We start from the raw sequence: 12775 nt of genomic DNA, 5'->3' as shown, positions 1-12775 counted from the left end.
GCCTGGTCGCGGGCCGCAGCCCATTGGGAGCCGTTGATGGGGCGTCTTCCGACTTTGGTTGTTGTCAGTGGGCCGCCGGGGGCGGGGAAGACGACCTTGGCGCATGCGTTGGCGATAGCCGTGGGGTGTCCGGCCGTTTGTCGCGATGAGATCAAAGAGGGCATGGTTCACCGGGTCGACGACTACGTGCCTGCGTTGGCCGACGAGCTGGCTTTTCGCACTCTGGAGACCTTCTTCGAGGCGTTGCGGCTGCTTCTATCGGCCGGCGTCACGACCGTGGCCGAGGCGGCGTTTCAGGATCGGCTCTGGCGGCCCGGCCTGACCGCCCTGCTGCCGCTGGCCCACGTGAAGATCATTCAGTGTTATGTGGACGGCGAGGTTGCTCGGCGGCGGATGGGGGAGCGCAGTCGGTCCGCGCATGCTGATGGGCAGTGGGCGGTGCGCGACTTTCAGCGGATCGCGCTTGAGGTGCCGGAGCTCCGCGTGGACACGACGTCGGGGTACGTCCCTCGGCTCGAGATCTTGATCGACTTTGTGAATCGTTAGAAGAACTCGTCCAGTAGGCGGTAGAAGATGATCTTGGCTGGGTCCGGGTGGCCAAGGCCGTAGGCGGTCAGGAGTTGGGCCGCCTCGGCTGCGGACCAGTTCGCCGTCAGGTTTCTGGTGGCTATGGCCAGGTCGTTGTGGCGGTCCGCCACGCCTAGGCGGGAGACGTCGAGCACTCCCGTGGGCTTGGCGTCCTCGTCGAAGAAGATGTTCGGGAGGCAGGGGTCGCCGTGGCCGACCACCAGGTCTTCCGGGTCGCGTGGGCGAGTGGCGTGTAGCTCGGCGAGTAGACGTTCGATCGGCCAGCCCGCGCGGGTGGCGTCGAGGTTGGCCGGGTCGACCTCCGCCCTGTGAGCCGCCGCCTCTGCCTCACTGATCGCGGTCGACCGTCGGCGGTCGAACGGGCAGGTGGATGCTGGCAGTTGGTGGAGGTCGCGGAGTAGGCCGCCGATCGCGGTGGCCAGCATGGGCCGCGCGGGCCACGAATCCGCCGGGCGGCCGCGCAGTGCTTTGGTGATCAGCGTGCCGGGGGTGTGGTCCAGGACCTCCGGGCACGGGAAGTTCTGGCTGGCCAGCCAGGTCAGGCGGGCTGCTTCAGCTGCGATCTCCGTTTGGTCGCCTTGTTTGCGGTAGGCGTCGGTGGACCGCCAGACCTTCGCGCTGGATTTGCCCGTGGTTATCGGGTGCCAGTGGGTCACGCGATCATCGTGCCGGGGGGTGGGGTTGGTGGGTAGGGTCGCGGTGTGCAACCCACTGAGGCGCTGCGGCATCCGCTTGATCCGGATCCGGTTCGGTCTTCCAAGGCCGGGGCTGTGTTCGGGCTGGGGTTGCTGGCCGCGGTGACCGGGGTTCTGGTCGGTGGGGTGGTGCCCGCGACCATCGCTCTGTTGCTCGCTCGGCAGGCTCGGCGGGAGGCGTACGCGTCCGGTGGGTTCTTGACCGGCAGTTCGTGGGTTCGGCGGGGTGAGCGGCTCGCTTGGATCGGGATCATGCTGTGTGTCGCGACCGTGGTGGTCGCGACTGTGATCGGGATTCTGAAGTCGGCCGGGCCGGGTGGCGTGCAGGACTTCGCGCCCGGCGTTGACTGACGGCGCGGTTAAACGTCGAGGAAATCTGTACCCCCTCGGGTGATGTGGTCCGGCATGGCATGCTCGTGGGCGTGGCGCAGCAGGGGGGACCGGTCTACCCGGTGAATCAGCCGCGGCCGGTTTCGGTGCCGCCGCCTACCGACGCGCAGCAGCGCACCCGGCGGGTCGAGGCCGTGCCGGGCACCGCGTTCGGGATCGTGCATCTGGAGGTGCCGCCGGCGACGTCCGGGCTGGCCATCGGTGCGCTGATCGCGGGCATCGCGTCGATCGTGGTCTCGATGGTCGTGCTCTGTTTCGGGCTCGTCGGCGCCGAAGCCGGCTGGGGTGCCTGGGCCGCGGGGGCGTTCACCGTGTTGGCGGTGTCCGCGGGTGTGGCCGGTGTGGCGCTCGGGATCCTCGGCCGCCGGCAGATTCGGCAGGTCGGGCCGGCCGCCTCGATGCGGTTCCAGGGGCAGGGGCTCGCGTCGAGCGGGCTCATCTGCGGGATCGTCGGCCTGGCCATCGCGCTGCTGGCGTTCTTCGCCGCCGTGGGGCTGCAGGTAGCTGCGTAAACCGGTCCAATACGCCGAAGTCCCTCGCTCGGCAGTGCTCCGGGGCAGCCGCTACAATTGACGGAGATAGAGGCCAGCCGCGGGTGTCACAGGGGTTTTGACCTGCGCCCTCGCGGTGGGTACTCTTTCCTTTCGTGCCCGGGCTCGCCCGGGCAATCCGTGCGTGCGCGCACCGTTTAGGCCAGGCAGCGACATCGCCGCCGAGTGCGTGAGCACGAACAATGGCAGAAACCCGGGCTCGCGTCAGCGCGCACGGGGACCGTGGAGAGGCCGACACGCCCGACCGCGGGTACCGGGAGCACCTGGCCCGGTCGGAGTGTTGGAGAACCGTCCACCCGGGCGGTTAAGGCGACGGCGCGGCCGCTGGACAGCGGCCGAAGGGAGCGGAAAACCCGGTGCCAACGATTCAGCAGCTGGTCCGTAAGGGCCGGCAGGCGAAGACGAGCAAGACGAAGACCCCCGCGCTGAAGGGCAGCCCTCAGCGGCGCGGCGTCTGCACGCGCGTTTACACGACCACCCCGAAGAAGCCCAACTCGGCGCTGCGCAAGGTCGCCCGCGTCAAGCTGAGCAGCCAGATCGAGGTGACCGCGTACATCCCCGGTGTCGGCCACAACCTGCAGGAGCACTCGATCGTGCTCGTGCGTGGCGGCCGTGTGAAGGACCTTCCCGGCGTGCGTTACAAGATCGTGCGTGGCTCGCTCGACACCCAGGGTGTCCGCAACCGCAAGCAGGCCCGCAGCCGCTACGGCGCCAAGAAGGAGAAGAGCTGACATGCCGCGTAAGGGACCCGCTCCGCGTCGTCCGCTCGTCGCGGACCCGGTTTACAACTCCCCGCTGGTGACCCAGCTGGTCAACAAGATCCTCATGCGTGGCAAGCGTCAGCTCGCCGAGCGCATCGTCTACGGCGCGCTCGAGGGCGCTCGTGAGAAGAGCGGCGGCACTGACCCCGTCGTCATCCTCAAGCGGGCGATGGACAATGTGAAGCCGGCCATCGAGGTGAAGAGCCGCCGGGTCGGTGGCGCCACCTACCAGGTGCCGATCGAGGTGCGCGCGCCCCGCCAGACCACCCTTGGTCTGCGCTGGCTGGTGCAGTACTCGAAGGCCCGCCGCGAGAAGACCATGGTCGAGCGCCTCATGAACGAGCTGCTCGACGCCAGCAACGGCCTCGGTGCCGCCGTGAAGCGACGCGAGGACACGCACAAGATGGCGGAGTCCAACAAGGCCTTCGCTCACTACCGGTGGTAACCGCCACCCGAACGACGACGAAGAGGGATTGAAGTGGCCGCCGCAGACGCGCTCGCCAAGGTTCGCAACATCGGCATCATGGCGCACATCGACGCTGGTAAGACCACGACCACCGAGCGGATCCTGTTCTACACCGGCATCACGTACAAGATCGGTGAAGTCCACGAGGGCGCTGCCGTCATGGACTGGATGGAGCAGGAGCAGGAGCGGGGCATCACGATCACTTCCGCCGCCACCAAGTGCGAGTGGAAGGATCACACGATCCAGATCATCGACACGCCCGGCCACGTCGACTTCACGGTCGAGGTCGAGCGGTCGCTGCGGGTCCTCGACGGCGCGGTGGCCGTCTACGACGGTGTCGCCGGCGTGGAGCCCCAGACCGAGAACGTCTGGCGGCAGGCCGACAAGTACAACGTCCCGCGGATGTGCTTCGTCAACAAGCTCGACCGCACCGGTGCCGACTTCTTCCGCTGCGTGCAGATGATGATCGACCGGCTGAACGCGACCCCGCTGGTGCTGCAGATCCCGATCGGGAACGAGGCCGACTTCATCGGCGTCGTCGACCTGCTCGGGATGCGCGCGCTGACCTGGCGCGGCGAGACCCAGAAGGGTGAGGACTACGCGATCGAAGAGATCCCGGCAGACCTCGCCGACCAGGCCGCCGAGTGGCGCGAGAAGCTGATCGAGACGCTCGCCGACGTCGACGACACGATCACCGAGAAGTACCTCGAGGGCGAGGAGCTCACCGTCGAGGACCTCAAGGCCGCCATCCGGCGTGCCACGATCGCGGGCAAGGCCAACCCGGTCCTGACCGGTTCGGCCTTCAAGAACAAGGGCGTTCAGCCGATGCTGGACGCGGTCGTCGACTACCTGCCGTCGCCGCTGGACATCCCGGCGATCGAGGGCACGGCCACCGACGGTGAGACCCCGCTGCTGCGCAAGCCGTCGAACTCGGAGCCGTTCGCGGGCCTCGCGTTCAAGATCCAGACGGACAAGCACCTCGGCAAGCTCACCTACGTCCGGGTCTACTCGGGCACGCTGGACTCCGGTTCTCCGGTCATCAACTCGACCAAGGACCGCAAGGAGCGCATCGGCAAGATCTACCAGATGCACGCCAACAAGCGTGAGGAGCGGGCGACCGCGCAGGCGGGTGACATCATCGCCGTGCAGGGTCTCAAGCAGACCACCACCGGTGACACCCTCTGCGACCCGGCCAACCCGGTCATCCTGGAGTCGATGACGTTCCCGGAGCCGGTCATCTCGGTGGCGATCGAGCCGAAGACCAAGTCCGACCAGGAGAAGCTGGGCACCGCGATCCAGCGCCTCGCCGAGGAGGACCCGACCTTCCGGGTTCGCAACGACGAGGAGACCGGCCAGACGGTCATCTCCGGCATGGGCGAGCTTCACCTCGACATCCTGGTCGACCGGATGCGGCGTGAGTTCAACGTCGAGGCCAACGTCGGCAAGCCGCAGGTGGCGTACCGCGAGACGATCCGCCGCAAGGTGGACAAGATCGAGTACACCCACAAGAAGCAGACCGGTGGCTCCGGCCAGTACGCGCGGGTCATCGTCAGCCTCGAGCCGTTGCCGCTCGACAACGACGCACCGACCTACGAGTTCGCGAACGCCGTCAGCGGTGGCCGCATCCCGAAGGAGTTCATCCCCTCCGTGGACGCGGGCGCGCAGGACGCCATGCAGTACGGCATCCTCGCCGGCTACCCGCTGGTGGGCCTCAAGCTGACCCTGCTCGACGGTCAGTACCACGAGGTCGACTCGTCGGAAATGGCATTCAAGATCGCCGGTTCGATGGTGCTGAAGGAGGCGGCCCGCAAGGCCGACCCGGCACTGCTCGAGCCGATGATGGCGGTCGAGGTGACGACGCCCGAGGAGAACATGGGCGACGTGATCGGCGACCTGAACTCCCGGCGGGGCATCATCCAGGCGATGGAGGAGCGCTCCGGCGCTCGCGTCGTCCGGGCCCTGGTGCCGCTGTCGGAGATGTTCGGCTACGTCGGTGACCTGCGGTCGAAGACCCAGGGCCGGGCTAGCTACAGCATGCAGTTCGACTCCTACGCCGAGGTTCCGCAGAACGTCGCGAAGGAGATCATCGCCAAGGCAACTGGCGAATAGCTGTGTGAGGGTGCTGGGACTTCATCGTCCCAGCACCCACCAAGTGGACAGTGTCGTCGGTGCCATAGGGTGCCGAGGGCGTACGGAACAAGAAGTCCTTGAGGAGGACACCAGTGGCGAAGGCGAAGTTCGAGCGGACTAAGCCGCACGTCAACATCGGCACCATTGGTCACATCGACCACGGGAAGACGACGCTGACCGCGGCCATCACCAAGGTCCTGCACGACCGGTACCCGGACGTGAACCCCTACACGCCGTTCGACGAGATCGACAAGGCGCCGGAGGAGAAGGCCCGCGGCATCACGATCTCGATCGCGCACGTCGAGTACCAGACCGAGGCGCGGCACTACGCGCACGTCGACTGCCCGGGTCACGCCGACTACATCAAGAACATGATCACCGGTGCCGCGCAGATGGACGGCGCGATCCTGGTGGTCGCGGCGACCGACGGCCCGATGCCGCAGACCCGCGAGCACGTGCTGCTGGCTCGCCAGGTCGGCGTTCCCTACATCGTCGTGGCGCTCAACAAGAGCGACATGGTCGACGACGAGGAGCTCCTGGAGCTCGTCGAGCTCGAGGTCCGTGAGCTGCTGTCGGCTCAGGAGTACCCGGGCGACGACCTGCCGGTCGTGCGCGTCTCCGCGCTCAAGGCCCTCGAGGGTGACCCCGAGTGGACCGACAAGCTCATGGAGCTGATGAACGCGGTCGACACCGCGATCCCGCAGCCCGAGCGTGAGACCGAGAAGCCGTTCCTCATGCCCATCGAGGACGTCTTCACGATCACCGGTCGTGGCACCGTGGTCACCGGTCGCGCGGAGCGCGGCGTGCTCAAGCCGAACGAGGAGGTGGAGATCGTCGGCATCCGCGAGAAGTCGATGAAGACGGTCTGCACCGGCATCGAGATGTTCCGCAAGCTGCTCGACGAGGCCCGTGCGGGTGAGAACGTCGGTCTGCTGCTGCGCGGCATCAAGCGCGAGGACGTCGAGCGCGGCATGGTGGTCGTCAAGCCGGGCACCTCGACCCCGCACACGGAGTTCGAGGCGACCGTCTACATCCTCTCCAAGGAGGAGGGCGGCCGGCACACCCCGTTCTTCCAGAACTACCGTCCGCAGTTCTACTTCCGGACCACGGACGTCACCGGCGTCGTCACGCTGCCTGAGGGCACCGAGATGGTCATGCCGGGCGACAACACCTCGATGACCGTCAAGCTGATCCAGCCCATCGCCATGGACGAGAACCTCAAGTTCGCGATCCGTGAGGGTGGTCGTACGGTCGGCGCCGGTCGCGTCACGAAGATCATCAAGTAAAAAGGTAACCCCGATTAGACCTGCCGGATCGCATCCGGCATACTAGTCAGGTTGCGTACGCGACGGGTGGCTGCGGCCCCTGGGCGGCCCCTCCGGTGCCATCTGGCGCCGGGAGGGGGGCCAGATGGCTCAGCAGCCACCCTTCGCGCGTAGCGCCTCTTACAAAGAGGCGCCGGCCCCGAAAGACACCGCCGCTTTGCGGCGGAGCCTGGCCACAGGGCGCGACACGCCCGACCGCGGGGGTCGGAGGAGTGGGGTCAAACCCACGACAAGAGCGGCATCGAGAGAAGGAACAGAAGCCACCATGGCGGGACAGAAGATCCGCATCCGGCTCAAGGCCTACGACCACGAGGTCGTCGACTCGTCGGCGCGCAAGATCGTCGAGACGGTGACCCGCACCGGGGCGCAGGTCGCGGGCCCGGTGCCGCTGCCCACGGAGATCAACCGTTTCTGCGTCATCCGCTCGCCGCACAAGTACAAGGACTCGCGCGAGCACTTCGAGATGCGCACGCACAAGCGGCTGATCGACATCATCGACCCGACGCCGAAGACGGTCGACTCGCTCATGCGCCTCGACCTGCCGGCCGGCGTCGACATCGAGATCAAGCTGTAGGGACTGCGAACTCATGGACAGGCAAGTGAAGGGCATCCTGGGCGCCAAGCTCGGCATGACCCAGGTCTGGGACAACAACCGCGTCGTCCCGGTCACCGTGGTCCAGGCCGGCCCCTGTGTCGTGACCCAGGTCCGCTCCGGTGACAAGGACGGCTACTCGGCCGTGCAGCTCGCCTACGGCGCGATCGACCCGCGCAAGGCCAACAAGCCGAAGGCCGGTCACTACGCGAAGGCCGGCGTCGCACCGCGGCGGCACATCGTCGAGCTGCGCACGACTGACGCGAGCGACTACGAGCTCGGCCAAGAGGTCACCGTCGAGGCGTTCACGCCCGGCGCGACCATCGACGTGACGGGCCGCACCAAGGGCAAGGGCTTCGCCGGTGTCATGAAGCGGCACGGCTTCCACGGCCTGCGCGCCAGCCACGGTGTCGAGCGCAAGCACCGCTCTCCCGGCTCGATCGGCGCCTGCGCGACCCCGGGTCGCGTCTTCAAGGGCGTCCGGATGGCCGGTCGCATGGGCGGCCGCCGCTACACCGTGCAGAACCTGACCGTTCAGGCGGTCGACACCGAAAACAACCTGCTGCTCGTCAAGGGCGCCATTCCCGGCCCCAAGGGCGCGCTGATCCTGGTCCGCTCGGCGGCTAAGGCGCTCACGAAGGGTGGTGCGTGATGACCTCGGTCGACGTGATCACCGTCGACGGTGGCAAGAGCGGCTCGGTGGAGCTGCCCGGCGACATCTTCGACGCACAGGCCAACATCCCGCTGATGCACCAGGTGGTGGTGGCCCAGCTGGCCGCCGCGCGCCAGGGCACGCACAAGGCCAAGACCCGCGGCGAAGTCCGTGGTGGCGGCAAGAAGCCCTACAAGCAGAAGGGCACCGGCCGCGCCCGGCAGGGCTCGCTGCGCGCACCGCAGTTCACCGGCGGTGGCGTGGTGCACGGCCCGGTCCCGCGTGACTACAGCCAGCGGACCCCCAAGAAGATGAAGGCCGCCGCCCTGCGTGGCGCCCTCTCCGACCGGGCCCGCGGCGGGCACGTGCACGTCGTCGAGAGCTTCGTGACCGGCGACACCAAGTCCACCAAGGCCGCCCTGGCCACGCTGGCCAAGGTCACGTCGGCCAAGCGGGTGCTCGTCGTGCTCCCGGAGACCGACGAGAACAACTGGGTGTCGCTGCGCAACGAGCCGCGGGTGCACCTGATCGAGGCCGGCCAGCTCAACACGTACGACGTGCTGGTGGCCGACGACGTGGTCTTCACCAAGGACGCCCTGGACGAGTTCCTGGGTGTGCCGGCCGAGGCCGCGCAGGAGGAGAACTGATGGCGACCATCGCGGATCCGCGCGACATCATCGTCGCGCCGATCGTGTCGGAGAAGAGCTACAGCGAGCTGAACCGCAACTGGTACACGTTCCTCGTGCACCCGGATGCGAACAAGACGCAGATCAAGATCGCTATCCAGCAGATCTTCAACGTCCGCGTCCTGACCGTCAACACGCTCAACCGTGAGGGCAAGCGCAAGCGCACCCGCACCGGCTGGGGCAAGCGCAAGGACACCAAGCGCGCGATGGTGAAGCTGGCTGAGGGCGACCGCATCGAGGCCTTCGGCGGCCCGGTCAGCTGAGGGGTATAGACAATGGCTATCCGTAAGTACAAGCCGACGACGCCGGGCCGGCGTGGCTCCAGCGTCGCCGACTTCGCTGAGATCACCCGGTCGACGCCGGAGAAGTCGCTGCTGGCTCCGCTGCCGAAGAAGGGCGGGCGGAACGCGCACGGCCGGATCACCACCCGGCACCACGGCGGCGGTCACAAGCGTCAGTACCGGATCATCGACTTCAAGCGGGTCGACAAGGACGGCGTGCCGGCCAAGGTCGCGCACATCGAATACGACCCGAACCGCACCGCGCGCATCGCGCTGCTGCACTACGCCGACGGCGAGAAGCGCTACATCATCGCGCCGAAGGACCTGAAGCAGGGCGACGCGGTCGAGTCGGGCCCGGGCGCTGACATCAAGCCCGGCAACAACCTGCCGCTGCGCAACATCCCGGTCGGCACCCAGGTGCACGGCGTGGAGCTCCGCCCGGGCGGCGGTGCCAAGCTGGCCCGCTCGGCCGGCGTGGGCATCCAGCTGCTGGGCCGCGAGGGCCAGTACGCGACGCTGCGGATGCCCTCGGGCGAGATCCGCCGGGTCGACGTGCGCTGCCGCGCGACCGTGGGCGAGATCGGCAACGCCGACCAGTCGAACATCAACTGGGGCAAGGCCGGCCGCATGCGCTGGAAGGGCAAGCGCCCGACCGTCCGTGGTGTCGCGATGAACCCGGTCGACCACCCGCACGGTGGTGGTGAGGGTAAGACCTCCGGTGGTCGCCACCCGGTCAACCCGCAGGGTAAGCCGGAGGGTCGCACCCGCCGTAAGGGCCAGCCGAGCGACCGGCTGATCGTCCGCCGTCGTTACGCCAACCGGAAGCGGGGATAACCCGAGATGCCACGCAGCCTGAAGAAGGGCCCGTTCGTCGACGACCACCTGGTCAAGAAGGTGGAGACGCAGAACGACAAGGGCTCGAAGAACGTCATCAAGACGTGGTCGCGCCGTTCGACGATCATCCCGGAGATGCTCGGGCACACGATCGCCGTCCACGACGGTCGCAAGCACGTCCCGGTGTTCGTCACCGAGGCCATGGTCGGGCACAAGCTCGGCGAGTTCGCGTTGACCCGCACGTTCAAGGGTCACGAGAAGGACGACCGGAAGAGCCGCCGCCGCTGACGCGGTGCAGATAGAGGATCAGAGGGGTTACAGCGATGCCAGTCAAGGGCGACGCTCCGGCGCTTCCGGGCGCACGGGCGGTTGCGCGCCACGTGCGCATCTCGCCGAACAAGGCGCGCCGAGTGGTCAACCTCGTCCGCGGTCTGCCCGCGAAAGAGGCGCTCACGGTGCTCCAGTTCGCTCCGCAGTCGGCGAGCGAGCAGGTCTACAAGGTGCTCGCCAGCGCGATCGCCAACGCGGAGAACAACGAGCGGCTGGACCCCGACGCGTTGCTCGTCAGCGAGGCGTTCGTCGACGAGGGTCCGACCATGAAGCGGTTCCGGCCGCGCGCACAGGGTCGGGCCTACCGGATCCGCAAGCGCACCTGCCACATCACCGTGGCGGTCGAGGCGGTGGCTCCGGCCAACCGCCCGGGCAAGAAGGCGGCGGCCAGCAAGAAGGCCGCGCCGGCCAAGGCCGCGCCGGAGACCGCCGCCGAGGAGACCACCGAGGCGACCGCCGCCGAGGAGCCGGCTCCGGCCAAGAAGGCCGCGAAGAAGGCCACCAAGGCGACCAAGGCCACGAAGGCGACTGAGGCGAAGGCCAAGGCGGACGAGACCGCCGAGGAAGGGACCGAGTAATGGGTCAGAAGGTTCACCCGCACGGGTTCCGGCTCGGCATCTCGACCGACTGGAAGTCCCGCTGGTTCGCGGACAAGCTCTACAAGGACTACATCGGCGAGGACGTCAAGATCCGCCGCATGATGTCCAAGGGCCTGGAGCGCGCCGGGATTTCCAAGGTCGACATCGAGCGCACCCGCGACCGGGTCCGCGTCGACATCCACACCGCCCGGCCGGGCATCGTCATCGGCCGTAAGGGTGCGGAGGCCGACCGGATCCGCGGCGAGCTCGAGAAGCTCACGGGCAAGCAGGTGCAGCTGAACATCCTCGAGGTGAAGAACCCCGAGTCCGACGCTCAGCTCGTCGCGCAGGGCGTGGCCGAGCAGCTGTCGAGCCGGGTCAGCTTCCGCCGGGCGATGCGCAAGGCCATGCAGTCGGCGATGAAGAACCCGATCGTCAAGGGCATCCGGGTACAGGTCTCCGGCCGCCTCGGCGGCGCGGAGATGAGCCGCACGGAGTTCTACCGCGAGGGTCGGGTCCCGCTGCACACGCTGCGCGCCAACATCGAGTACGGGTTCTTCGAGGCCCGCACCACGTTCGGCCGCATCGGCGTGAAGGTCTGGATCTACAAGGGCGACGCGGTTCCGGGTCGGGAGGCCCAGCCCGAGGCCGGCGCTCCGCGTCCGCGCCGCGAGCGCGGCGACCGTCCCGAGCGTCCGCGCCGTGGCCGGTCCGGCTCGTCCGGCACGACCGCCGGCGGCACCGAGGCGGGTCGGGCTGCTCAGCAGGCCGCCCAGGCCGAGGCCACCGGTGGGGCTCCTGCGGCTCCGGCCGCCGAGCCCACCACGAACGACACCGCCGCTGCGGCTCCTGCCGCGCCGGCGACTTCGCCAGCAGCTTCTGCTGGGTCGGAAAACTCAGCGCAGGAGGGCTGATTTCGATGCTGATGCCGCGTAAGCCCCCGAAGGGCTTCCGCAAGCCGCACCACCCGGACCGCCACGGCGCGTCCAAGGGCGGCAACCGGGTGGTCTTCGGCGAGTTCGGAATCCAGGCGCTCGAGTCGGCGTACCTGACCAACCGTCAGATCGAGGCGGCTCGTATCGCGATGACCCGCCACATCAAGCGTGGTGGCAAGGTCTGGATCACGGTCTTCCCGGACCAGGCCCTGACCAAGAAGCCCGCCGAGACCCGGATGGGTTCCGGTAAGGGCTCGCCCGAGTGGTGGGTGGCCAACATCAAGCCCGGCCGCGTGCTGTTCGAGATGTCGTTCCCCAACGAGCAGATCGCGCGAGAGGCGATGCGTCGCGCGATCCACAAGCTTCCGATGAAGTGCCGCATCGTGACACGCGAAGTGGGTGAATCCTGATGGCAGCGGGCACCAAGGCCTCTGAGCTGCGAGAGCTTCCCGAAGAGGAGCTGATCTCGCTGCTGCGCGAGGCCAAGGCGGAGCTGTTCAACCTCCGCGTGCAGTCCGCGACGGGCCAGCTCGACAACAACCGTCGGCTGCAGGTCATCCGTAAGGAGATCGCCCGGATCTACACGATCATGCGTGAGCGTGAGCTGGGGCTCTCGGCCGCGCCAACTGAGGTGACTGCGTGATGACTGAGAACACCACCGCTCCCGAGCGGGCCCGCCGGAAGACCCGTGAGGGTCTCGTGGTGAGCGACAAGATGGAGAAGACCGTCGTCGTCGAGGTCGAGGACCGGGTCAAGCACCCGCTCTACGGCAAGGTTCTGCGGCGTACGAGCAAGCTCAAGGTCCACGACGAGCAGAACTCGTGTGGCATCGGCGACCGGGTCCTGATCATGGAGACCCGTCCGCTGTCCGCCACCAAGCGCTGGCGGGTCGTGGAGATCCTCGAGCGCGCGAAGTAAGTAAGCCGACCGGTTCTTCCAAGCTCCGGCAGCGCCGGAGGACTGGCAGACAGAGGAGATAGA

18 protein-coding genes and 1 pseudogene are annotated in these 12775 nt (G+C 67.8%); 18 read left to right on the top strand and 1 reads right to left on the bottom strand.

The window, feature by feature from the left end; translation table 11 throughout:
- Window positions 1-36: 36 nt before the first annotated feature.
- Window positions 37-546 (top strand): AAA family ATPase, encoded by a 510-nt coding sequence (locus tag AB0J88_RS12750; protein WP_364345517.1) that lies wholly within the window; start codon window positions 37-39, stop codon window positions 544-546.
- Here the strand turns inward: AB0J88_RS12750 and AB0J88_RS12745 are convergent.
- A complete protein-coding gene (locus AB0J88_RS12745) occupies window positions 543-1244 on the bottom strand; it encodes an APH(3') family aminoglycoside O-phosphotransferase (protein ID WP_364345519.1) in 702 nt (233 codons plus the stop codon). The genes AB0J88_RS12750 and AB0J88_RS12745 overlap by 4 nt on opposite strands.
- 45 nt (window positions 1245-1289) lie before the next feature.
- Between AB0J88_RS12745 and AB0J88_RS12740 the strand changes: the two genes are divergently transcribed.
- The 17 genes and pseudogenes from AB0J88_RS12740 (at window position 1290) to rpsQ (ending at window position 12712) form a co-directional block, all read left to right on the top strand.
- Complete coding sequence (locus tag AB0J88_RS12740; protein WP_364345521.1) at window positions 1290-1634, top strand: hypothetical protein; 345 nt, start codon at window positions 1290-1292, stop codon at window positions 1632-1634.
- 71 nt (window positions 1635-1705) lie between these two features.
- The gene (locus tag AB0J88_RS12735; protein WP_364345523.1) at window positions 1706-2185 is read left to right on the top strand and encodes a hypothetical protein; all 480 of its coding nucleotides are present in this window, start codon (window positions 1706-1708) and stop codon (window positions 2183-2185) included.
- Between the two features lie 395 nt (window positions 2186-2580).
- The gene (gene rpsL, locus AB0J88_RS12730) at window positions 2581-2955 is read left to right on the top strand and encodes a 30S ribosomal protein S12 (protein ID WP_014440718.1); all 375 of its coding nucleotides are present in this window, start codon (window positions 2581-2583) and stop codon (window positions 2953-2955) included.
- A gap of 1 nt (window position 2956) precedes the next feature.
- Window positions 2957-3430: a 30S ribosomal protein S7 gene (gene rpsG, locus AB0J88_RS12725; protein WP_089244855.1), complete on the top strand. Its 474-nt coding sequence runs from the start codon at window positions 2957-2959 to the stop codon at window positions 3428-3430.
- A gap of 33 nt (window positions 3431-3463) precedes the next feature.
- The gene (gene fusA / locus AB0J88_RS12720) at window positions 3464-5560 is read left to right on the top strand and encodes an elongation factor G (protein ID WP_364345525.1); all 2097 of its coding nucleotides are present in this window, start codon (window positions 3464-3466) and stop codon (window positions 5558-5560) included.
- Between the two features lie 113 nt (window positions 5561-5673).
- On the top strand, window positions 5674-6867 hold the full coding sequence (gene tuf / locus AB0J88_RS12715) for an elongation factor Tu (RefSeq protein ID WP_364345526.1): 1194 nt from the start codon (window positions 5674-5676) through the stop codon (window positions 6865-6867).
- Window positions 6868-7171: 304 nt separating this feature from the next.
- A complete protein-coding gene (gene rpsJ, locus AB0J88_RS12710; RefSeq protein ID WP_007073037.1) occupies window positions 7172-7480 on the top strand; it encodes a 30S ribosomal protein S10 in 309 nt (102 codons plus the stop codon).
- Window positions 7481-7493: 13 nt separating this feature from the next.
- The gene (rplC, locus tag AB0J88_RS12705) at window positions 7494-8150 is read left to right on the top strand and encodes a 50S ribosomal protein L3 (protein ID WP_364345528.1); all 657 of its coding nucleotides are present in this window, start codon (window positions 7494-7496) and stop codon (window positions 8148-8150) included.
- Window positions 8150-8797, top strand: coding sequence for a 50S ribosomal protein L4 (gene rplD, locus AB0J88_RS12700; protein WP_364345530.1), 648 nt, complete (start codon window positions 8150-8152; stop codon window positions 8795-8797). The genes rplC and rplD overlap by 1 nt, the downstream gene beginning before the upstream one ends.
- Entirely contained in the window at window positions 8797-9099 is a 303-nt protein-coding gene (gene rplW / locus AB0J88_RS12695) for a 50S ribosomal protein L23 (protein ID WP_089244865.1), read from the top strand. Before rplD ends, rplW begins: the two co-directional genes overlap by 1 nt.
- A gap of 12 nt (window positions 9100-9111) precedes the next feature.
- On the top strand, window positions 9112-9951 hold the full coding sequence (rplB, locus tag AB0J88_RS12690; protein ID WP_089244867.1) for a 50S ribosomal protein L2: 840 nt from the start codon (window positions 9112-9114) through the stop codon (window positions 9949-9951).
- A gap of 6 nt (window positions 9952-9957) precedes the next feature.
- Entirely contained in the window at window positions 9958-10239 is a 282-nt protein-coding gene (rpsS, locus tag AB0J88_RS12685) for a 30S ribosomal protein S19 (RefSeq protein ID WP_364345532.1), read from the top strand.
- A gap of 35 nt (window positions 10240-10274) precedes the next feature.
- Window positions 10275-10724, top strand: a pseudogene (gene rplV / locus AB0J88_RS12680) (50S ribosomal protein L22); the annotation flags it as partial.
- A 134-nt stretch (window positions 10725-10858) separates the two neighbouring features.
- Window positions 10859-11773: a 30S ribosomal protein S3 gene (gene rpsC / locus AB0J88_RS12675; protein ID WP_364345534.1), complete on the top strand. Its 915-nt coding sequence runs from the start codon at window positions 10859-10861 to the stop codon at window positions 11771-11773.
- 5 nt (window positions 11774-11778) lie between these two features.
- The gene (rplP, locus tag AB0J88_RS12670) at window positions 11779-12204 is read left to right on the top strand and encodes a 50S ribosomal protein L16 (RefSeq protein WP_090787916.1); all 426 of its coding nucleotides are present in this window, start codon (window positions 11779-11781) and stop codon (window positions 12202-12204) included.
- Window positions 12204-12437, top strand: a complete 234-nt coding sequence (gene rpmC / locus AB0J88_RS12665) for a 50S ribosomal protein L29 (RefSeq protein WP_089244875.1) — start codon at window positions 12204-12206, stop codon at window positions 12435-12437. Before rplP ends, rpmC begins: the two co-directional genes overlap by 1 nt.
- On the top strand, window positions 12437-12712 hold the full coding sequence (gene rpsQ, locus AB0J88_RS12660; protein WP_089244877.1) for a 30S ribosomal protein S17: 276 nt from the start codon (window positions 12437-12439) through the stop codon (window positions 12710-12712). The genes rpmC and rpsQ overlap by 1 nt, the downstream gene beginning before the upstream one ends.
- The last annotated feature ends 63 nt before the right edge of the window (window positions 12713-12775 follow it).

Origin of the sequence: Asanoa sp. NPDC049475 (genome assembly GCF_040676915.1) — a bacterium.
Lineage (GTDB): Bacteria > Actinomycetota > Actinomycetes > Mycobacteriales > Micromonosporaceae > Asanoa.
This window is presented reverse-complemented; position numbering and strand designations above follow the sequence as displayed.